19 protein-coding genes and 1 tRNA gene are annotated in these 20,707 nt (G+C 74.2%); 11 read left to right on the forward strand and 9 right to left on the reverse strand.

The genetic code is table 11. The features are described from left to right. Nucleotides 1–119: 119 nt before the first annotated feature. Nucleotides 120–1,079 (reverse strand): glutamate ABC transporter substrate-binding protein, encoded by a 960-nt coding sequence (locus ABTY56_RS09935; protein ID WP_350627979.1) that lies wholly within the window; start codon nt 1,077–1,079, stop codon nt 120–122. A gap of 21 nt (nt 1,080–1,100) precedes the next feature. Next, nucleotides 1,101–2,510, reverse strand: a complete 1,410-nt coding sequence (locus ABTY56_RS09940; protein WP_350627980.1) for a GlnX family signal transduction membrane protein — start codon at nt 2,508–2,510, stop codon at nt 1,101–1,103. Nucleotides 2,511–2,970: 460 nt separating this feature from the next. Between ABTY56_RS09940 and ABTY56_RS09945 the strand changes: the two genes are divergently transcribed. Continuing rightward, entirely contained in the window at nt 2,971–3,546 is a 576-nt protein-coding gene (locus tag ABTY56_RS09945; protein WP_350627981.1) for a nucleosidase, read from the forward strand. A 52-nt stretch (nt 3,547–3,598) separates the two neighbouring features. Then, a complete protein-coding gene (locus ABTY56_RS09950; protein WP_350627983.1) occupies nt 3,599–4,279 on the forward strand; it encodes a DinB family protein in 681 nt (226 codons plus the stop codon). A gap of 88 nt (nt 4,280–4,367) precedes the next feature. Here the strand turns inward: ABTY56_RS09950 and ABTY56_RS09955 are convergent, their stop codons facing one another. Next, nucleotides 4,368–5,309: a sigma-70 family RNA polymerase sigma factor gene (locus ABTY56_RS09955; RefSeq protein WP_350627985.1), complete on the reverse strand. Its 942-nt coding sequence runs from the start codon at nt 5,307–5,309 to the stop codon at nt 4,368–4,370. Nucleotides 5,310–5,412: 103 nt separating this feature from the next. On the opposite strand from ABTY56_RS09955, the gene ABTY56_RS09960 reads away from it, so the two are divergent. Together ABTY56_RS09960 and ABTY56_RS09965 are read left to right on the forward strand one after the other, a co-directional pair. Next, complete coding sequence (locus ABTY56_RS09960; protein ID WP_350627987.1) at nt 5,413–6,195, forward strand: SDR family oxidoreductase; 783 nt, start codon at nt 5,413–5,415, stop codon at nt 6,193–6,195. 139 nt (nt 6,196–6,334) lie between these two features. Then, nucleotides 6,335–6,859 (forward strand): hypothetical protein, encoded by a 525-nt coding sequence (locus ABTY56_RS09965; protein WP_350627989.1) that lies wholly within the window; start codon nt 6,335–6,337, stop codon nt 6,857–6,859. Between the two features lie 21 nt (nt 6,860–6,880). Here ABTY56_RS09965 and ABTY56_RS09970 read toward each other — a convergent pair whose 3' ends face one another. Further along, nucleotides 6,881–7,477 (reverse strand): cysteine hydrolase family protein, encoded by a 597-nt coding sequence (locus tag ABTY56_RS09970; RefSeq protein WP_350627991.1) that lies wholly within the window; start codon nt 7,475–7,477, stop codon nt 6,881–6,883. Between the two features lie 96 nt (nt 7,478–7,573). Between ABTY56_RS09970 and ABTY56_RS09975 the strand changes: the two genes are divergently transcribed. Next, the gene (locus tag ABTY56_RS09975) at nt 7,574–8,533 is read left to right on the forward strand and encodes a GlxA family transcriptional regulator (RefSeq protein ID WP_350627993.1); all 960 of its coding nucleotides are present in this window, start codon (nt 7,574–7,576) and stop codon (nt 8,531–8,533) included. Here ABTY56_RS09975 and ABTY56_RS09980 read toward each other — a convergent pair. Beyond that, nucleotides 8,530–9,045 carry a hypothetical protein gene (locus tag ABTY56_RS09980; protein WP_350627995.1) on the reverse strand — a complete coding sequence of 172 codons (516 nt, stop codon included), beginning with the start codon at nt 9,043–9,045 and terminating at the stop codon, nt 8,530–8,532. The genes ABTY56_RS09975 and ABTY56_RS09980 overlap by 4 nt on opposite strands. A 285-nt stretch (nt 9,046–9,330) precedes the next feature. Then, nucleotides 9,331–10,776 (reverse strand): aldehyde dehydrogenase family protein, encoded by a 1,446-nt coding sequence (locus ABTY56_RS09985; protein WP_350627997.1) that lies wholly within the window; start codon nt 10,774–10,776, stop codon nt 9,331–9,333. Nucleotides 10,777–10,834: 58 nt separating this feature from the next. Between ABTY56_RS09985 and ABTY56_RS09990 the strand changes: the two genes are divergently transcribed. Further along, complete coding sequence (locus ABTY56_RS09990) at nt 10,835–11,527, forward strand: TetR/AcrR family transcriptional regulator (protein WP_350627999.1); 693 nt, start codon at nt 10,835–10,837, stop codon at nt 11,525–11,527. 108 nt (nt 11,528–11,635) lie between these two features. Then, complete coding sequence (locus ABTY56_RS09995) at nt 11,636–12,121, forward strand: SRPBCC family protein (protein ID WP_350628001.1); 486 nt, start codon at nt 11,636–11,638, stop codon at nt 12,119–12,121. A gap of 226 nt (nt 12,122–12,347) precedes the next feature. On the opposite strand, the gene ABTY56_RS10000 is transcribed toward ABTY56_RS09995, so the two are convergent. Both ABTY56_RS10000 and ABTY56_RS10005 read right to left on the reverse strand, forming a co-directional pair. Then, nucleotides 12,348–14,069 (reverse strand): DUF885 domain-containing protein, encoded by a 1,722-nt coding sequence (locus ABTY56_RS10000; protein ID WP_350628003.1) that lies wholly within the window; start codon nt 14,067–14,069, stop codon nt 12,348–12,350. Nucleotides 14,070–14,157: 88 nt separating this feature from the next. Next, nucleotides 14,158–15,744: an AMP-binding protein gene (locus ABTY56_RS10005; RefSeq protein ID WP_350628005.1), complete on the reverse strand. Its 1,587-nt coding sequence runs from the start codon at nt 15,742–15,744 to the stop codon at nt 14,158–14,160. A gap of 316 nt (nt 15,745–16,060) precedes the next feature. Here ABTY56_RS10005 and ABTY56_RS10010 point away from each other — a divergent pair. The 4 genes from ABTY56_RS10010 to ABTY56_RS10025 all read left to right on the forward strand — a co-directional run bounded on the left by ABTY56_RS10010 (nt 16,061) and on the right by ABTY56_RS10025 (nt 19,057). Next, nucleotides 16,061–16,144 (forward strand) — tRNA-Leu (locus ABTY56_RS10010). Between the two features lie 142 nt (nt 16,145–16,286). Then, on the forward strand, nt 16,287–17,054 hold the full coding sequence (locus ABTY56_RS10015; RefSeq protein ID WP_350628007.1) for a sterol desaturase family protein: 768 nt from the start codon (nt 16,287–16,289) through the stop codon (nt 17,052–17,054). A gap of 99 nt (nt 17,055–17,153) precedes the next feature. After that, entirely contained in the window at nt 17,154–18,374 is a 1,221-nt protein-coding gene (locus ABTY56_RS10020) for a sensor histidine kinase (protein WP_350628009.1), read from the forward strand. After that, complete coding sequence (locus tag ABTY56_RS10025; protein WP_350628010.1) at nt 18,371–19,057, forward strand: response regulator transcription factor; 687 nt, start codon at nt 18,371–18,373, stop codon at nt 19,055–19,057. The genes ABTY56_RS10020 and ABTY56_RS10025 overlap by 4 nt, the downstream gene beginning before the upstream one ends. A gap of 118 nt (nt 19,058–19,175) precedes the next feature. On the opposite strand, the gene ABTY56_RS10030 is transcribed toward ABTY56_RS10025, so the two are convergent. After that, nucleotides 19,176–20,603 (reverse strand): amidase, encoded by a 1,428-nt coding sequence (locus tag ABTY56_RS10030; protein ID WP_350628012.1) that lies wholly within the window; start codon nt 20,601–20,603, stop codon nt 19,176–19,178. Nucleotides 20,604–20,707 lie beyond the last annotated feature (104 nt).

Below are 20,707 nucleotides of genomic sequence, written 5' to 3' on the forward strand. Positions count from 1 at the left end.
TCCCCGCGGTGATCGTCCCGAACCCTAGCCGGTGACCGTTCGGGCCGAACGGGCGCGGGGCGTCAAGACGGCGTCAACGCCCCGGCCCGTCGGTTCGGCCGGTCCCCCGGTGTGGTGCCTCAGTGCGTGCCCGGCCAGTAGTGGTCCGCCTCGTTGAGCATGTACGGCTTGAGCCAGTGCTCGTACGAACGGGCCCAGTCGCCGCGCGCGTAGTAGTCGGCCAGCACCTGGTTGACCCGGGCGGTCAGGTCGGGGCTCTCCTTCAGCATGGCGACGCCGATCACCTCCGGCTGCGCCTCGCCGTCCACGATCCGCACGGTCTGGTCCTGGGCGGCCTGACCGGCCGCCAGGCCGTTGTCGGTCACGGTGGCGTCGACCTTGCCCAGCTGCATCAGCACCAGGCAGTCCAGCTGGTTCTCCACGGTGACGATCCGCCCGGCGGTCTTCTTGTCCTTGACCACGTTCAGGGCGGTGGAGCCGTCGGCGGCGCAGACCGCCTTGCCGTTGATCGCGTCGTCGATGCTCTTCGCCGGGGAGGCCTTCGGCACCAGGACGCGCTGGCTGATGTTGAAGTACGGCTTGGAGAAGGCGACGTCCTCCATCCGCTTGCAGTTGATCGTCATGGTGCGGACGATCAGGTCGACCCGGCCCTTCTTGATGGCGTCGATCCGGTCGGCGGTCGCCACCGGCTTGAGCACCACCTTGTCCGGGTCGCCCATGATGGCGGCGCCGATCGCCCGGGCGAGGTCGATGTCGAAGCCCTCGATCTGGCCGGTGTTCGGGTTGCGGGCGCCCCAGCGGTAGCTGTTCTGGTCGACGCCTATCACCAGGCTGCGCTTGGCCTTGACGGCCTTCACGGCCGGGCCGTCCTCGGCGCTCGGCGGCACGCTCTTGTAGACGTCGCAGTCGGCCTGGTCCTGCTGCGTTTCCTGGCCCTGCCGGACGGTGCCCTCGGCGGTGCTGCCGGCAGCGGCCGTCGGCGCGGCGCCGACCGGGCCGCCCCCGGCTAGCACGACGGCGCCGGCCGCCAGCAGCGCCACGACGGCGGCCGGCCTGGTGCGTACGGTTGTCCTGCGCATCTGTCCGTTCCCCCTTGCCGGTTACCGGTACTCGGCCAGTCGTCGGCCCAGGCCCCGCAGCGCTGCGGCCGCGGAAACCAGACCGAGCAGCGCGGCCGCGACGGCGGCGGTGCGGAGGTCCCCTCCGGTGCCCTTCGCGGCCTGCTCGAAGCGGTCCTGCTCGATGTCGGCGGCCCGGGCGAGCGCCCGGTCGGTGGCGCTGAAGGCGGCGTCGGCGGTCTGCGCGTCGGCCGTGGCCGTCACGGTCGCGTCCAGGGCGCCCTGGTAGTCGGCGTCGTCGACCTCCAGCTTCCGGGCCTTGTCGTGCCGGTCGTGCCACTCGTCGAACTGCTCCACCGCGTTCCGGACGCTCGACTCGGCGGCCGTGGGCGCGAGCCGGACGGCCTCCGGGAGCGAGCCGCTGCGCCGCTCCAGCGGGTCGCCCTTGACCGCGGCCCCGTCCAGGTGCTCGGTGGCCTTGGTCCACTGGTCGGCGTACTTGGTGGTGGAGCCTCGGGCGACGAAGTGCAGGTTCTCCGCGAGCCGGGCGGTCAGCACGTCGACCCGGGCGTAGTTGAGCGCCCGCAGCGGGGTGGCGCCCTCGCTGTCGCTGCGCTTCAGCGCCGCGTTGGTGGTCAGCCCGGTGACGGTCAGCCAGAGCGCGCCGGCCAGCACGGCGGCGGTGGCGCCCAGCAGACCGATGTTGAACACCCGGTTGGTGCGGCGGAACAGCGTCAGCTGCACCCAGACCAGCGCCGCCAGGGTGACCACCGCCAGGCCGTACGCCCCCCACGGCACCGACTTGGCCGCGGCGTAGTCGGCGGCCAGCTCCTGGTTCTCGGCGGCGGCCAGTTCGGCGGCGGCCGGCAGCAGCACGGTCTGCATCTGCTCGGAGGCGTACCGCAGGTAGGCGCCGCCAAGCGGGATGCCCTGCCGGTTGTCGGCCCGGGCGGTCTCCACCAGACCGGCGTACGAGGGGAGTTGCTGGTTCAGCCGGGCGAGTGAGTCCTGCGCGGGGGAGGTCGAGGTGGTCCGGGCGGCGGCCTCGGCGACCAGCTTGGCGGCCGTGGCGAGGTCCTGCTCGTAGCGGTCCCGGACGTCCTTCGGTTCGGCGCCGGCCAGCAGGAAGCCGGTCGCCGCGGTGGTCGCGGCGTCGGCCAGGTTGCGGTGGATCTCGGCGGCGTCCCGGCTGAGCGGCTGGCTGTAAGAGACCACCCGGTCGGCGGCCTGCGCCCTGGTCTCCAACTGCCAGGCGGTCAGCCCGCCGAACGCCACGGTGAGCGCCGCCAGCACCACCCCGGCCAGCCGCAGCCGGCCGGGCGCCGTCCGGGTGGCCTGCGCCAGCCGGGCGCGGACGCCGGTGGCGACCACCGTGCCGGGGCGCCGGGCGGGCGCTCCGCCGGGTGCCCTGCCGGGCCCGGCTGCCGGGGGGCCGCCCGGCTTCACGAGCACCGACGTGCCCGCCGCGGCCGGTGCTCCCGGCGGCCGGGCCGGCCGGCCCGGGATCGCGGCCCCCGGTGCGCCATTGCCTACTGGTGTCGCCACCCGCCTCATCCTCCCCTGGAGCCGGGCCCCTTCCCCGGGCCCGGCCGATGGCAGCAGTATGGCCGTGACTCCCCCCGGCCACACCTGACTTGCGCCGATCTTGAGCATGTCGTGCACGGTTCCCGCACGCCTCCGTACGGCTCGGGCACGCCGTTCGCGCGCCCGCGGCGGAGCCGGTGTCGCCGCCCGGGTCGTCGCTCGCGTCGTCGCCCGGCCGGCGTTCGTGGCGCCGCCCGTACGGAGAGGTGGCGAACCGTCCGACGCGGCCCGCACCCCGCGCGGTTCCCCCGACCGGGCGGAGCGCGGGGGCCCGTTCGTGGGCGCGCGTTCCCCGGTGCGGCGCCCCCTCGCTCCGTACGATGGGCACATGCGCCTGCTTGGAACGATCTCGCCCGACCGCCCGCTGCTCGTCGTCGCCGTCCGCGAGGAGGCCGCACACCTGGACGGCCGACTGCCCGTGCTGCTCACCGGGATCGGGAAGGTCAACGCCACCGCCGCCCTGGCCACCGTGCTCGCCCAGGGCGAGAAGCCCTCCGAGGTGATCAACCTGGGCACGGCCGGTGCGCTGCGGCCCGGCTGGGAGGGCACCCACCACGTGGTCCAGGTGATCCAGCACGACCTCGACACCGCCGCCCTGCAGGCGCTCACCGGGCGTCAGTACGGTGCCCCGCTGGTGATCGGCAAGGGCGACGGCCCGGTGCTGGCCACCGGCGACCTGTTCGTCTCCGACCCGGCCGCCCGCGACCGGCTCGCCGAGCACGCCGACCTGGTCGACATGGAGGGCTACGCCGTCGCCACCGTCGCCCACCGGGCCGGCGTGCCGGTGCGGCTGGTCAAGCACGTCAGCGACGAGGCCGGCGCCGGAGCCGTGCGCAGCTGGCAGGAGTCGGTCGACGACTGCGCCCGGCACCTCGCCGCCTGGGTGGTCGCGCAGGGCTGGTGACGGGGGCTCATGTCCGTTTCCCCGGTGGGTGGGTGGTGGCTAGGGTGGCGCGGTGACCGACAACACCGAGAACGCTGAGCACACCGAGCACACCGAGCACACCGAGCACGCCGAGCACACCGAGCACGCTGAGCACATCGAGCACGCTGAGCACATCGAGCACGCTGAGCACGCCGAGCACGCCGATCGCACGGATGGCACCGGACGCACCGGGAACCTCCCGGGCGCCGGGCCGAGCAAGCTCTCCGACACCCGGCCGCCGAGCATGAACGCGGACGAGCCGACCACCCTGCTCGCCTTCCTCGACTACCTGCGCGCGGCGGTGCTCGCCAAGGTCGACGGGCTCTCCGACGAGGACGCCCGGCGCCCCGGCGTGCCCTCCGGCACCAGCCTGCTGTGGCTGGTGCGGCACCTGACCGTGGTCGAGCGCAACTGGTTCGAGTGGGCCTACCAGGGCGTGGGCGAGAAGCCCGGCGAGTCCGACGAGGTCCCGCTGGACGGCACGACCGTGGCCGCCGAGGTCGCCGCGTACCGCGACGCGATCGCGCGGTCCAACGCGGTGGCGGCGGCCGCCCCGGACCTCGACCGGCCGGGCGTGCGCTCGCTGCGGCCGGACGTGGCCGAGGGGCCGTCGCTGCGGTGGGTGCTGGTCCACATGATCGAGGAGACCGGGCGGCACGCCGGGCACGCGGACATCATCCGCGAACAGCTGGACGGCGCGGTCGGGCGCTGAGGGCGCTCCGACGGGGCTGACGGGGCCGACGGGGCCGACGGGGCCGACGGGGGTGGGAAGGGGGTGACCCTCCCACCCCTTCGTCGTCCTACCGCTCCTCGCCGTCCCGGAAGTCCGAGAGGTCCAGCGCGGCCAGCCGCTCGGGGTCGGTGAGCACGTCGATCGCGACGATCGCGCCGTCCGCCACGGTGAACGCCATGATCGACAGCGCCCGGCCGTTGTCGCCGATCACCACGGCGCCCGCGGTGCCGTTGACCAGCGCCGGGCGGGCGAACGGCGACAGCGTGCCCCACAGGACGGCCTGGCCGGCCACCGTGGCGGCGCCCGAGAGCACCACCGTGTGCCGGGCCATCACCGCCCCGCCGTCCGACCGCAGCACCACGTCCGGGTCGAGCACGGCGAGCAGCGCGTCCAGGTCCCCGTTGCGGGCGGCGGCGAAGAAGGCGTCCACGGCCAGCCGCTGGCGGCCGAGGTCCGGGTCGGGCGCGGGGGCCTGCCCCTGCACCTTGCGGCGGGCCCGGCTGGCCAGCTGCCGGGTCGCGGCCGCCGACTTCTCGATCAGCGGGGCGATCTCGTCGAACGGCACGGAGAACAGGTCGTGCAGCACGAAGGCGACCCGCTCGGCCGGCGACAGCGACTCCATCACCACCATCAGCGCCAGGCCGACCGAGTCCGCGAGCATCACCTCCTGCTCGGGGTCGACCACGCCCTCGCGCCGCAGCAGCGGGTCCGGGATGCGCGGCGGGCCCGGCTCACCGCCGGGACCGACGGGCTCCAGCGGCTCCTCGCGGCGCTGGGCGCGGGCGCGCAGCAGGTTCAGGCAGACCCGCGAGACCACCGTGGTCAGCCAGCCGCCGAGGTTCTCCACCCCGGCTGTGTCGGTGCGGTCGTACCGCAGCCAGGCCTCCTGCAGGGCGTCCTCGGCCTCGCTGATCGAGCCGAGCATCCGATACGCGACCGCGCGCAGGTGCGGGCGCTGCTCCTCGAAGAGCACGGTCCGGGCAGATTTCTCGTCCACCGCGTCGTCCACGTGTCACATTCCTTCGTCGCCGGGGGTCAGGGCAGCAGGAGTCACCCAACAACGGCTGCGGCGGGGAGATCAACTCCCCGCCCGGGACGAATCGGAGACGATCGTGACGAACAACCCCGTGCTGGTCACCGGCGGCACCGGCACCCTCGGTCGGCACGTCGTGCCGCTGCTTCGCGCGGCCGGGCGGCCGGTGCGCGTGCTCAGCCGGCAGCAGCGCGCCGCCGCCGACGGCGTGACCTACGCGCGCGGCGACCTCCTGGGAGCCCCGGCCGAGGCGGCCGCCCGGCTGGACGAGGCGCTCACCGGCGTGGACACCGTGCTGCACCTCGCGGGCGGTCCGAAGGGCGACGACACCGCGACCGGACTGCTGGTCGCCGCCGCCCGGCGGGCGGGCGTGCGGCACCTGGTGTACATCTCGGTGATCGGCGCGGACCGGATCCCGCTCGGCTACTTCCGGGCCAAGCTCGCCGCCGAGGAGGCGGTGGCCGGCTCCGGCCTGCCGTACACCGTGCTGCGGGCCGCGCAGTTCCACGACCTGGCGTTCACGGTGGTCGAGAAGATGGCGAAGCTGCCGGTCGTCCCGGCCCCCGGCGGGGTCCGCTGGCAGCCCGTCGACGTGCGCGAGGTCGCCGCCCGTCTGGTCGAGCTGGCGCTGGACGAGCCGGCCGGGGCGGTGCCCGACCTGGCCGGTCCCGCGGTGTACGAGATGCGCGAGCTGACCCGGCGGTACCTGGAGGCCCGGGGGCGCGGTCGGCGGCAGCTGCCGGTACGGGTGCCGGGCAAGGTCGGGCGCGCCTACCGGGCCGGGGAGAACCTGGCCCGGCCGGGGGCGGAGCACGGGCGGCGGACCTGGGAGGAGTTCCTGGCGGAGCGGCTGGCGGCCTGAGCCCCGGGCGGCTTGGCCCGGTCCGCCCGAGGCCCGTCGGCCTGAGCCCCGGGCGGCTTGGCCCGGTCCGCGCGAGGCCCGTCGGCCTGAGCCTCGTCCGCCTGAGTGCCTGTCAGTGGCACGCCGTAGGGTGGCCGCCATGTCCCTCCTCGACGCGATCCGCGCCAACCCCGCCGCCGCCGACTACCTGGCCTGGCCCGGCGAGTTCGACCCCTCCCGCTGCTACGAGCACGTCGAGGAGGTGGTGCTCGCCTCCGGTGAGGCCCTGGAGCGGGTGGCCAAGGACGGCGCGGGCGGCACCTACTTCCTCTGCGGCGAGGGCGGCGAGGAGCGGCCCGTGCTCTTCGCCGACTCCGAGGGCGGCGCCGCCCTGCTGGCCGTCGGGGTGCCGGAGCTGGTCCGGCTGCTGCTCGCCGTGCCGTGGTGGCGGGACTGCCGGCGGCTGACGGTGGAGGAGAGCGCGGAGGCGGCCGAGGAGTACCTGGAGGACGAGCCCGGCCACTTCGCCGACCGGGACGCGGCCGCCGCCGCGCTCGGCCTCGAAGTCCCCTCCGAGGCCGAGGCGTTGGCCCGGCTGCGGGAGGTCGCGTTCGGCCTCGGGGCGTCGTACGTGCTGCTCAACGCGCAGGAGGGGAACGCGTACCGGCCGCTGCTCAGGGGTTAGCCGCTCGGGCCTCGCCACCGGTCAGGCCTTGGCCGCCCCGAGCACCTGCTCCGTCGTCACCACCTTGGCGAACCGCATCGCGTGCAGCACGGTGGCCGTGGCGCGGGCGAGTTCGGTGGCGGGGAGGGTGGTGCCGTCGGGGCCGGTCAGGTCGAAGGCGTGCATGGCGTCGGTCGGGAAGATCGCGTCGTAGCCGAGGTTGCCGGCCATCCGGGCAGTGGTCTCGTTGCACACGTTGGTGATGATCCCGGTGACCACCAGCTGCCGGGCGCCGCGCTCCCGGAGCCAGGCGTGCAGGTCGGGGGTGCCGTAGAAGGCGCTGTTGACGGTCTTGGTGATGTGCAGCGCGGGAGTGACGTCGGCGACGAAGTCCTTCAGCTCGTACCCCGGCGTGCCCTCGACCAGCGGCCCGGCCGTGGAGGCGTGCTGCACGGTGACGATCGGGCGGCCGGTGGCCTGCCAGGCGGCGATCAGCTCGGCCATCCGCTGCTCGGCCTGCGGGTTGTCGCGGGGGCCCCAGAACTCGTGGTCCTCGAAGCCCTTCTGGACGTCGATGAGCAGCAGGACCGCGTCGGGGTCGAGGGTGAGCGGGGCGTCGAAGGCGTCGGTGTTCGTCATGCGTCCATCGTGCTCGCCGGCGTGCCGGGGGCGTGATGGGCGGAGATGCCACCCATCGATGGATTCCTGCCAGAGGCCTGCCATAGGTTCTCTGCCATGCGAACGGTGGGTTGTCTGATCTTCGACGGTGTCCGGGCCTTCGACTACGCGGTGATCGGCGAGGTGTGGGCCAACCGCGCCGCCCGGCCCGGACTGCCCGCCTTCGACCTGCGGGTCTGCGGCCCGGACGGCACCCGGGTCCGGCTGGGCGGCGGACTGGAACGCGTCCCCGACCACGGGCTGGCCGCGCTCGCCGACTGCGACCTGGTCGTCGTCCCGGGCGTCGAGGACCCGGGGGCCGACCGCGACCCCGCCGTCCTCGACGCCCTGCGGGCCGTCCGCGCCGCCGGCGTCCCGGTCGCCTCGCTCTGCGCGGGCGCCTTCGTCCTCGCGGAGGCCGGCCTGCTGGACGGCCGCGAGGCCACCACCCACTGGGCCCTCGCCCCCGAACTCGCCCGCCGCTTCCCGGCGGTGACGGTCCGCCCCGAGGTGCTCTTCACCGGCGGCGAGGGCCTGTGGACCTCGGCCGGCGTCGCGGCGGGCATCGACCTCTGCCTCCACCTCGTCCGCACCGCGCACGGCCAGCAGACCGCCGCCACCATCGCCCGGGTCATGGTCACCGCCCCCTTCCGGGCGGGCGGCCAGGCCCAGTTCATCCCCACCCCGGTCCCGGCCCCCACCGCGGACGACCCGCTCGACCGCGTCCGCGCCGAGATCCTCGCCTCCCTCGACACCCCGTGGACCGTCCCGCGGATGGCCGCCGCCGCCCTGATGTCCGAACGCACCTTCGCCCGCCGCTTCACCGCCGCCACCGGCACCACCCCGACCCGTTGGCTCCTCGACCAGCGGGTCCTCACCGCCCAGCGCCTCCTGGAGGAGACCGACCTCCCCGTCGACACCGTCGCCACGCGCTGCGGCTTCTCCTCGGCGGTCTCCCTGCGGCCGGTCTTCACCGCGCGGGTCGGCCTGGCACCAAGGGAGTACCGCCGCGCGTTCCGCGGCCGGCAGGACGGTTAGGGCGTACCGGCCGACGTCGGCGGGGCAGACTTGGGCGGCGGCAGCAAACAGGGAGTGCGGACCGAGAGGGACATCCGGTTGTGCCCCCTCGTACTGTCGACGTCCACCACGTACTGGCTGTTGGGGTGCCGGGCGGAGAAGGCGGCGGCTGGCTGGGCGGGCGGATTGCCGGCGGGGATCTCCTGGTACTCGGTGACCTTGAGCCCTTCGCCGGTGAGCAGGTCCCGGACCTTGCGGAGGACCTCGTTCTGCTGGTCGTCCGGGACGTCGGCGTGGACTGCGTAGAACAGTGTGTAGCGGCCGTCGGAGGCGTGCTCACCCTTCTTGCCTATACAGGGGGTGAAGTTGATGATCTCCGGTTCCTCATTGACACGGGTTCCGGCGACCTGAGCCACGTGATCGGTGATCTGACGCGCCCAGTCCAGCGCCTCCTGGTTGGACTTGACGGGCAGCGGATCGTTCTTTCCGTTGCCGGGGCCGGACACGCAGGCCCCGAGGGTGGCAGTCAGCAATGCTGTGACGGTGAGGCGGCCCAGCCGTCTGGCAGCGGTGCCTGTGCGAGGGGTCGAGAGTGCGATCTGGCCGGACGTGTCCTTGTCGCCCACGTGGGTTCCCCTCCCCGGAAGCGGATGCGTGTGCCGCGCTCGCCCGCAGAACGCTAGGCGGGAAACGTGTACTCCGCATCCGTACAGATATTCAGATGATATGGGCGCGGCTGACGGGACGTCGTCGAATCAGGGGAGAGTTGCCGGTCGCCGCCGGTCGGGGGAAGGGCGGCGGCCGGCGATCCGGGGTGTTCAGAGGAAGCGGCGCAGGAGGCGGGACTTGAGGGGGGTGAAGGGCGGGTAGGCGAGGCGGAGGGTGTCGGCGGGGAGGGGCTTGTCGAGGACGGCCTTGGTGTGGCTGAAGGTGTCGATGGTGCGGGCGCCGTGGTAGGCGCCGATGCCGCTCTCGCCGACGCCGCCGAAGGGGAGGCCGGGGACGGTGAGGTGGGCGTTGGGGACGCCGAAGGACAGTGCGCCGGAGGAGGTCTCGGTGGTCAGGCGGTGCTTGGTGCGGGCGGACGCGGTGAAGGCGTACAGGGCGAGCGGCTTGTCCCGGGCGGTGATGAAGGCGATGGCGGCGTCGAGGTCCGGGACGCGGACGATCGGGAGGACCGGGCCGAAGATCTCCTCGCGCATCACCGGCGCCTGCGGGTCGACGTCGGCGAGGACGGTCGGGGCGAGGTAGCGCTCGGCGCGGTCGTGGTCCCCGCCGGTGACGATCCGTCCGTCGCCGAGGAGGGCCGTCAGGCGGTCGAAGTGCCGCTCGTTGACGATGCGGCCGTAGTCGGGGCTCTTCGCCGGGTCGGTGCCGTACATCTCGCGGATCGCGGCGGTCAGGTGCGCCTCGATCGCGGTCGCGCTCTCGCCGATGGCCAGGACGTAGTCGGGGGCGACGCAGGTCTGGCCGGCGTTCATGAACTTGCCCCAGGCGATGCGGCGGGCGGCGGTCGCGAGGTCGGTGCCCGGTTCCACGACGGCGGGGCTCTTGCCGCCCAACTCCAGGGTGACCGGGGTGAGGTGGCGGGCCGCGGCGGTCATCACGATGCGGGCGACCGTGCCGTTGCCGGTGTAGAAGACGTGGTCGAAGCGCTCCTCCAGCAGAGCGGTGGTCTCCGGGACGCCGCCCTCGACGACGGCCACGGCCTGCGGGTCGAGCGTGCGGGGCAGCCAGTGGGCGAGCGCCGCCGAGGTGGCCGGGGCGAGTTCGCTGGGCTTGACCACCACGCAGTTGCCCGCCGCGATCGCGCCGGCGAGCGGGGCCAGAGCCAGTTGCAGCGGGTAGTTCCAGGGGCTGATGACCAGCACGGTGCCCAGCGGCTCGCGCACGGTGCGGGCCCGGGCGGGCTGCAGTGCCAGCGGCACCGGGACGCGGCTCGGGCGTAGCCAGCGGTCGAGGTGGCGCAGGGTGTGGTCGATCTCGTTGACGGTGAACCCGATCTCGGTGGTGTACGCCTCGGCGGCGTGCTTGCCGAGGTCGGCCTGGAGTGCGGCGGCGAAGACGTCCTCCTGCTCGACCAACAGGCGGCGCAGGGCGCGCAGTTGGGCCTTGCGCCAGGCGACGGGCTTGGTGCGGCCGGCGGCGAAGGCGGCGCCGAGGCGGGCGACGGTGGCCGCGGCGGAGGCGGTCTCGGTGGCCTCGGCGGTGTCGGCGGGGGCGGGGGCGGTCGTGCCCGGCGTGGTCTCGGTGGAAGCGCTCATGCCGCCGAGCATAAACGAAACGAAACGATTTCGTTTCTATTGGCGGTAAACTGGCGGCATGACCCGCACCACCCCCACCCCGCCCGCGTCGCCTGCATCGCCCGCGTCACCCACCCCGCCCGCCCCGTCCGAGGCAGCACCCCGCCGGGGCCGCCCCCGGGACGCCGCCCGGGACCGGGCGCTGCTGGGCGCGACGCTGGCCGTACTGGCCGAGAGCGGCTACGGCGGACTGACCACCGCCGCGGTCGCCGCCCGGGCGGGCGTCTCCACCGCGACCCTCTACCGGCGCTGGTCGTCCAAGGAGGACCTGGTGGTCGCCGCCGCCGCGAGCTTCGCCGAGGAGGACCCGTCCAGCCTGCCCGGCACCGGCAGCCTGGAGGGCGACCTGCGCGTGGTGCTCCGGGACAAGGCCGCCGCCGTGACCGGTGAGAGCGGCCGGGTGATGCGGGCCCTGATCGGCGAGGCGGCGCACAACACCGCCCTGGCCGAGGCGCTCATCGCGGCCCTCCTGGAGCCGGTGTACCGGCGGGTGGCCGAGGTCGTGCGGTGTGCCGTCGAGCGGGGCGAGATCCCGCCGGTCGAGGACGCCGAGCTGCTCGGCGAGGTGGTGGTCGGCCCGGTGATGAGCCGGTTCCTGCTCACCCCCCGGCTGCCGGAGCAGGTGGACGAGCTCACCGCGCGGGAGGCGGCGGACCGCTTCCTGCCCTTCGCCCTGCGCGCGGTGGGCGGCGGGGGGCCCGCCGGCGGGTGACCGGCCCCGACGTCCACCGCCGGCAGGCGTAACCACAGCGACAGGCGTAACCACACACGCAGGCGCAGCCACAGCGGCAGGCGCAGCCACACTGACAGGAGGGGAACCATGCCCTGGTCCACGCTCGAAGGCTTCGACGTGTCCTTCTTCGACACCGCCCCGCACCGCCACTCGTTCACCATGGACCTTCCCGTGGCGCCGGAGACCGTCTGGCGGGGCCTCGCCGGCGACACGCCGCTGTCCTGGTGCCGCGGTCTGAGCGGCGGCCGTTACACCTCGCCCGCCCCGCACGGTGTCGGCACGACGCGCGAGATCACCGCGCGCGGTGTGCTGCGCCTGCGCGAGGAGTTCGTGCGGTGGGAGGAGGGGGTGCGGCACTCGTTCTGCGTCACGCAGGCCACCCTGCCCCTGTTCCGGCGCTTCGGTGAGGACTACCTCGTCGAGCCCACGGCGAACGGCACCCGCTTCACCTGGACCTTCGCCTTCGAACCGAGCCGCCTGCTGGCACGCCCGGCGGCGCTGACCGGCGTCCCGGGCACGGCGTTCCTGAAGGGCCTGATCGCCGACACCAAGCGGCACTTCGGCGCCGCCTGACCCGCGACGGACCGTGCGGAGCGGGGTGGCGGCCCTCAGCGCCGCCACCCCTCTTGCCTTCTCGGCACCCGGGTGGCACTTCGTTGAGCCAAACCCCACGGTGGGGTGAAGTCCGGTGGGGATCTCCCGGGGATGTCGGCGGAGGTGCTGCGCCGGTAGAGGTGCTGCGAAGGCGGAGGTGGTGCGCCGCTTGAGGTGGTGCGCCGCTTGAGGTGCTGCGCCGGTCCTAGAGCGCGGCGAGCCGGTCGACCAGGTCGTCGAGTCCGAGCGAGCCCAGGGCGAGCGCCTCCATGTGCCAGGCCTTGAGGTCGAACCCGGCGCCCCGGCGGCTGCGGGCGGCTTCTCGCCCGCGCAGCCAGGCGCGTTCGCCGAGCTTGTAGCCGATGGCCTGGCCCGGCCAGCCGAGGTAGCGGACGATCTCGCTGTCGCGCATCTCGGCCGGGCTGCCGTTGTACGTGGCCATGAACTCCGTGGCGAGTTCCGGGGTCCAGCGCTCGCCGGGGTGGAAGCCCGCGTCGGCGGGGACGGTCAGGTCCAGGTGCATGCCGATGTCCACGATCACCCGGATGGTGCGCAGCATCTGCTCGTCGAGGAAGCCGAGGCGGTGCGCCGGGTCGTCGAGGAAGCCCAGTTCGTCCATGAGGCGTTCGGCGTACAGGGCCCAGCCCTCGACGTTGGCGCTGACCATGCCCAGCGTCGTCTGGTAGCGGCTGAGCCGGTCGGCGAGGGCGACCCACTGGGCGAGTTGCAGGTGGTGGCCCGGGACACCCTCGTGGTACCAGATGCTGACGAGCTGCCAGGTCGGGAAGGAGTCCCGGCCGAGGGTGGGGAAGTAGGTGCGGCCGGGGCGGCTGAAGTCCAGGCTCGGGCCGGAGTAGTACGGCGAGGCGGCGCTGCCCGCCGGAGCGATCCGGGACTCCACCCGGCGCAGCGGTCCGGAGATGTCGAAGTGGGTGCCGTCGAGGGCGGTGATGGCCCCGTCCATGATCGACTGCAGCCAGTCGCGGACCGCCTCCTCGCCCTCGACCGCGTGGCCGTGCCGCTCCAGGTGTCGCATCGCCTCCAGGGCTCCCGCTCCGGGCAGTACGCGGTCGGCCGCGGCGCGCATCTCGGCCGCGGTCCGGTGGAACTCGCTCCAGGCCCAGGCGTAGGCCTCGTCCAGGTCGACCTCCGCGCCGGTGTGGTGGCGTACGGCGAGCCGGTAGCGTTCCCGGCCCACGGCGTCGGGGGTGCCGACGGTGGCCGGGGCGTAGGTGTCGCGCAGCCAGTCGCGGAACTCGGCGGTGGCGGCGGTGGCCCGGAGGGCGGCGGCGTCCAGTTCGCCGCGCAGCCGCTCGGGGCCGGTGGCGACGAAGTCGGCGAACCAGCCGGGGCTTCCGGTGCCCTCGCCGGTCCAGGCGGTGAGCTGGCCGACGACGGCGGCCGCCTGGCGGGGCGCGACGAGCAGCCGCCGGGACATGCCCTCGGTGAGGGTCGCGCGGTACCCGTCGAGGGCGGCGGGCAGGTTGCGCATCCGGCCGGCCACCGCGGCCCAGTCGTCGTCGGTGGCGGTCGGCATGTAGCTGAAGATGTCCCGGACGTGGTGGACGTGCGCGTCGATGTTGCGCAGCTGGCGGAAGTTCTCGCCGGAGTCGTGCACGGCCAGTTCGGCGGTCAGCCGCTCGCGGAGCAGCCGGGCGCAGGTCCGGTCGGCGAGGTCGGCTGTGGTGGGGTCGGGTGCGGTGGGGTTCGATGCGGAGGTGTCCGCTGCGGGGTGTGTGGCGTCGAGCGCGGCGAGGGTGTGTCGGGCGAGGTCGGCGCGCGCCTCGAAGCCTTCCGGGGAGAGGTCCGGTTGCCGGTCGTCGCCCGGGTGCAGGCCCAACCAGGCGGCGTGCAAAGGGTCGTGGGCGGCCACGTGGTCGAGGTGGCGGTCGGCGATGGTGCGAGCGGTGATCGTTTCATCTGCCATGGCGCCATGATGGCCCATCCGTCGGGGGTGCTTCCGGCCGGATCGTTCGCGCAGGATCCGCCCGGAAGCGCCCCCCCGGGGGGACTCCTCAGCCTGCGTGGGAGTCGCGCAGCAACTTCTTGTCCGGCTTGCCCACGGCCGTCAGCGGGATCTCGGCCAGCACGTGCAGGGCCTCCGGTGCGTACATCCGGCCCTTGCGGGCGGTGACGAACGCACGGATGTCGTCCAGTTCGGGCCGCTGCCCCGGTGCGGGGACGACGGCGACGTGGACGTGCTCCGCCTCCTGGGCGTCGCGCACCCCGTAGACCGCGCACTGGGCGATCGCCGGATGGGTGAGCAGCAATTCCTCCACCTCGGTGGGGTAGACGTGCCCGCCGACCACGATGATCTTGTCCTTGCGCCGGTCGGCCAGGTAGAGGTAGCCGTCCTCGTCGAGGTAGCCGATGTCACCGGTGTCCAGCCAGCCGTCGCGCAGGACCTCGGCGGTGAGGTCGGGCCGCTTCCAGTACCCGGCCATGACGGTCGCCGAGCGGACGTGGATCCCGCCCTGCCCCCCGGTCGGCAGCGCGGTCCCGTCCTCGGACCGGACCGCCACCTCGACGCCCGGAAGGGGCCGGCCGACCGAGAGTTGGCCGCCGCGCCCGATCCGGTCGTGCTCGTGCGGCCCGAGCATCGCGATGTTCTGCGCCTCCGACTGCCCGTAGCCGCTGATCAGGACCGGCCCGAACACCTTGATCGCCTCGCGCACCCGGGACGGCGACGCGGCGCAGCCGCCGTACGAGACCCGGCGCAGGCTGGACAGGTCGGTGCGGCCGATCGCCGGGTGGTCGAGCAGCTGGTAGAGCAACGGCGGCAGCACCCAGAGGTCGGTGATGCGCTCGCGCTCGACCGCCGCCAGGACCTCGCCGGGGTCGAAGGACCGCTGGATGACCACCGAGCCGCCGCTGTGGAACGTCAGGTCGGACAACACCCCGGCCAGGTGGGCGAGGGAGGTGGCGGCCAGGAAGCGGGGCGGGGCGGCATCCGGGTCGGCGCCGCCGTACCGGGCGTCGAAGGCGCTCCGGTACGGGCCGTGCAGGCTGCGGATGCCCTTCGGGATGCCGGTGGTGCCGCCGGTGTGGCGGATGCCCAGGTCGTCGTCCGGGCCGATCCGGACGGCCGGCGGCTCGGCGGGCCGGCGGGCGGAAGCGGCGATGGCGTCCTCGCCGATCGCTCCGGCGCCCGACGGTTCGACGCCCGCCGTCCCGGGGCCCGCCGTCCCGGGGCCCGGACCCAGTGTGAGGACGGTCGGCACGTCGACGAGCGGCAGCAGCTCGGCGGCCGTCGCGTACCGTTCGGCGTCCACCAGCAGGACGGCGGTGTCGACGCTCGTGGTGATCTCCGCCAGGGTCGGCGCGCTCATGCCGTCGTACAGGTTCACCACCCGAGCGCCCGCGAGCCCGGCGGCGTAGCGAGCGCTCAGCGCCTCCGCGGTGTTGCCCGTCAGCAGTGTCACGGTGGTGCCGCGGGTCGCGCCCCGGGCGACCAGCTCGTGGGCGAGCCGGTACGTGGTGGCCGCGAAGTCGCCGGCCGTGATCACCGTGCCGTCGGCGGTGGTGATGGCCCGCCGGTCGGGGTCGGCGGCGAGGGAGCGGAGGATCAGGGCCGGAGCGCTGATGAACTCCTGTTCGTCCATGGCTACTTGGTCTGTGCCGTTCACAACCATGTCCACAGACTAACCCCACCCTTCGTATCCGATCAGGGGTTTCCTCCGCCGCAGGCGGAGCGTCGGAGGGCCGCGCCGGCCGGTGCGGCGCGGCGGGTGCCCCGGGCCGGCGCGGGCTCCTGGCCGGATCGTGCCGGAGGGTGCCTTCGAGCAGGTGGTGACCGCCCGCCCCCGAGACCGCCTCTGAGCCCGCCCCGAGACCGGCCGGAGAGCGTGCCGGTGGGGTCGCCCGGAGGTGGTCAGAAGCACCCCTTCAGATGGTCTATGCTTAACCCATCACCCAGATGCGCGGGTGGCGGAATAGGCAGACGCGCTGGATTCAGGTTCCAGTGCCCGAAAGGGCGTGGGGGTTCAACTCCCCCCTCGCGCACAGCGAACGGCCGGTCGATCTTCGGATCGACCGGCCGTTTTGTTTTACCGGCCGGTGTTGACCTCCTGGCCGAATCGGTCGTCCAGGCCTGCCCGGAAGCGCACCATGGGGCTGCTGATGGTCCGAATCGCGAGGGGGCGGGATGGGCGCGCTACTGCAGTGGGCTGCCGGACTCGGCACGGTCGAGGTGGTGGGCGGGGCGCTGGTGGCCAACCTGCTCCTGTTCCTCGTCGCCGTGGGCGCGGGAGGGTGGTTGGTGCGCCGGTACGGGGAACGCCGGGTGGCGCCCGCGCCGGGGCCCGTCACGCCCACCGAGTGGGTACTGATCGTGGTGGCCGTGATCCTCAACTCGGCTGTTGGTGTGGCCGGTTGGCTGCTGTGGCGGGCCGGGTGGATCCGGCCGGACCCGGCCACCGGCTTGCGAGCGGTTGCCGAGCTGGTGCTCTTCACGCTCCTCATGGACGCCTTGATGTACGCGGGACACTGGATCGCCCACCGGCGCCGCGTCTACCTGCTGGTGCACGAGGTGCACCACCGCTACCCGGACCCCGGGCCCGCCACGCTCTTCGTGCTGCACCCGCTGGAGGCGCTGGGCTTCGGCGGGGCGTGGCTGGCGGTGCTCTGCGTGTGGGGCATCTCGATCGCGGCCGTCGGCGGGTTCGTCGTGCTCAACCTGCTGTTCGGCCTGCTCGGGCACCTCGGGGTGGAGCCGGTCCCGGTGCGAGTACGGCGCTGGCGGGTCTTCCGCTGGGTGGCACTGCCGACGTTCCACGTCGGCCACCACGCCGACCCGTCCGTCAACCTGGGCTTCTACACCACCGTCTGGGACCGCCTGTTCGGCACCATCGACCCCGCTTACGACCGGATCCGGACGGGCGGCACGGTCGCACCGGCGGACCGAGTCGGCTGACCGGATCGGGCGCGGTGTCGGGAGCCGGGCAGTTCGGGGGCACGGTGCTCCCTCGATCGGGGGAGGTCGGGTGCGGATCGCGCCGCAATACTGGCGACCATGATCAAGGTTCTTCGGCCGTTGCTGCGCGGCTCCACGTATTCGGGTGTGCTGTTCGCCGTTCTGGGGGCGGTGGCGGGGTTGCCGTTGGCGCTGGTCGCGGTGGTGCCGGCGGCGGGGATGCAGGCGGATCCGTACGCGTTGCCGGAGGTGCTGTCGCTCGCGCTCTGGGTGGCGCTGATCGGGGCGGTGGGTCTGGCCGGGGTGACGCGGCGGGTGTCGGTCCGGGCGGCGCGACGGCTGCTCGGGGTGGCGGTGCCGGATCCGGTGAAGGGGGCGGCGGGTGAGCGGTGGCGGACGCCGGTGTTCCTGGTGCTGCACGTGGCGTCGGGGTGGGTGGTGCTGTTCGGCGGCAGTGTGCTGCTGACCATGGGGGTGTTCCTGCCCACGCGGTATGCCGAGGGTGAGGCGCGGCTGAGCCTGTTCGGGTGGTCCAAGGACCTGACGGGCGGCTGGCGTTGCGTGGCGGCGGCGGTCTGCGTGGTGCTGGCGGTGGTGCTGTTCGTCGCTGTCTCGGGTGCGCTGCGGTGGCTGGCGCCGCGGCTGCTCGGCCCGTCGGCGGCGGAGCGGCTGGCGCTGGCGGCCGAGCGGGAGCGGGCGCTGGCCGAACGCAACCGGCTGGCGCACGAGTTGCACGACTCGATCGGGCACACGCTGACCGCCGCCACGATCCAGGCCGCTGTCGCGGGCGAGGTCCTCGCCGCCGACCCGGCGGCCGCCCGGGCCGCCATGCGCAGCATCGAGGAGTCGGCCCGGGCGGCGCTGGAGGACCTGGACTACGTGCTGGGCGTGCTGCGGGAGGAGGAGGCGGGCACCGCGCCGACCCGGACCCTCGCGGACCTGCCCGAGCTGCTGGACCGGCTGCGGCACGCGGGCGCCGTCGTGGAGGCGGACGTCGTCGGTGATCCGGAGCAGGTCCACGGCACGCTCTCCCGCGCCGCGTACCGGATCCTGCAGGAGGGCCTGACCAACGCGCTGCGGCACGGGGCGGGCGGGCCGATCGAGCTGCGGGTGGTGGTCGCGGCGGACGGGCTGGAACTGGGCGTGGTCAACGGGATCAAGGCCGGCCCGAGCGGCTTCCCGACGTCCGGCCACGGCCTGCCCGGCCTCGCCGAGCGCGTCCGCCTGCTGCACGGTGACTTCGAGGCCGGGCTGCGGGGTACGGGCGGGGCGCAGCACTGGCGGCTGGTCGTCCGGCTGCCGATACGGTTGTCGGCGTGAGCAGCCCGGAAGTCCCCGTCACCGTCCTGATCGCGGACGACGACCCCGTGACCCGCAGCGGGTTGGGCACCCTGCTGGGTGCCCAACCGGGCATCGCGGTGGTGGGGCAGGCGGCCGACGGGGTCGAGGTGGTCGAGCAGGTCCGGCGGCTGCGCCCGGACGTGGTGCTGATGGACGTGCGGATGCCGCGCCGCAACGGGATCGAGGCGACCCGCGAACTGCTGGCCGGGGGCGCCACCGCCACCCCCGCCCCGCCGAAGGTCGTCGTGATCACCACCTTCGAGAACGACGACTACGTCACCGCCGCGCTCAGCGCCGGGGCGAGCGGCTTCGTGCTGAAGCGGCGGCCGGTCCCGCAGATCGCCGAGGCGGTGCGGGTGGCGGCGGCGGGGGAGGCGATCCTGTTCCCGGCCGCGCTGCGCCGGATGGTGGCCGCCCGCCCGTTGGACTCCGCGGAGGCGCTGCCCCGGGCGGCGCTGACCGGGCGGGAGGAGGAGGTGCTGCGGCTGATGGCGACCGGGGCTTCGAACCCGGAGATCGCGCAGTCGCTGGCGGTGGGCCCGGAGACGGTGAAGACGCACGTCGGGAACGTGCTGACCAAGCTCGGCGCGCAGAACCGGACCCATGCGGTGGTGATCGCGTACGAGTCGGGACTGGTCGTGCCGGGCCTGCTGGGCGGGTAACCGCAGCCTTCTGGGGCGCGGCTGACGGTGGGTGAAAGCCGGCACCCTGGTCCGCGGCGGCCCGTCCTGCTCCGTGCCGGTCCGTCCCGGGCCACGACGGCCCGGCCCGGCCCGACCGCTACGGCCTCGGGTCGACCGGGGTGAGCACGCCGACGCGGTCCTCGACGGCCTGGGCGGCGGCCAGGCACAGGTCCTCCCGGAACGCCCGTCCGACGAGCTGCACGCCGGTGGGCAGGCCGTCCCCGGCGAGCCCGGTCGGCACGGCGACGGCCGGGACGCCGACGAGGGTGGTCGCCGAACAGAGGCGCATGCCCGAGGCGACGCGGTCCCGGCCCGCCTGGTCCCGCGACTCCAGGCCGGGTTCGACCGGCGGCTCGGTGAAGACCGGGCCCAGCAGCAGCGGGTACTCGTGCAGGAACTCCGTCCAGGAGCGGCGGATGCTCATCCAGGTGCTCATGAGCCGGATGAGCCCGGGGGCGTCGGCGGGCGGAGCGCTGCGCATCGTCAGCTCGATGAAGCGGTCGCCGCCTTCACCCAGCAGCTGCCGTACGGCGGGCCAGCTCGGGGCGAACTCGGTGACGGTGAGCCGGTGGTAGGCGTCGTAGGCCTCGTTCAGCCTCGGCACGTCGGGGACCTCCCGGACGTCGTACCCAGCGTCGCGCAGCGCGTCGGCGGCGGTCTCGACGGCGCGGCGCACGGTGGGGTGGACGCCGTGGCCGCCCGGGTCGGCGACGACCGCGACCTTGATCGGGCCGTCGAGCGGCTCGGCGTACGGCGGTTGGCCGTACAGCGGGACGGGGACGGCGCGCGGGTCACGGGGGTCGGTGCCGGCCAGGGTCTCGTACGCGAGCCGGAGGTCGGCGACCGTACGGGCCAACGGGCCGTCGGTGACCAGGACTTGGGAGGCCGGACCGGGGTCGTCCGGGCCGAGGAGGCGCTGGTCGGCGGGGACGCGGCCGGTGGTCGGCTTGAGTGCGGCGACGCCGCAGAAGGCCGCCGGGATCCGCAGCGAGCCGCCGGAGTCGTTGCCGAGCCCGATCGGGGCCATACCGGCGGCGACCGCGACGCCGTCGCCGCCGCTGCTGCCGCCGGGGGTGCGGCTCGGGTCCCACGGGTTGCGGGTGTCGCCGTACAGCTCGCTGGCGGTGTGCATCCCGGCGAGGATCAGCGTCGGCATGTTGCTGTGGCCGATCGGGATCGCCCCGGCGGCGCGCAGGCGGGCCACCGGGACGGCGTCGACGGGCGCGACGTGGTCGCGGAAGCGCGGCGTGCCGAAGGTGGTGGGCACGCCCGCGATGGGGGTGCAGTCCTTCACGGTGAACGGCACGCCGGCGAGCGGGCCCGGGTCCTCGCCCGCGGCCAGGCGCCGGTCGGTGTGCCGGGCGGCCTCGCGGGCGCGGTCGGCGAGGAGCTGGGTGACGGCGTTCAGGTGGGGGTTGACCTCGGCGATGCGGTCCAGGTGGCTGTCGATCACGTCGAGGGCGGAAACGTCGCCGGCCCGGACGGCGGCGGCGAGTTCGGTGGCGGTCCTGCTCCACAGTGGCATGGCTCGGGTCTCCTCGGATCGGTTCCGATGCGGTTGCATCGGAACCATAGCCCGGGAACCGATACGCTTGCATCGAATAATCGACGGCCCCGGTTCCGGAGGCC

The organism is Kitasatospora sp. NPDC097691 (assembly GCF_040302665.1).
Classification (GTDB): Bacteria; Actinomycetota; Actinomycetes; order Streptomycetales; family Streptomycetaceae; genus Kitasatospora.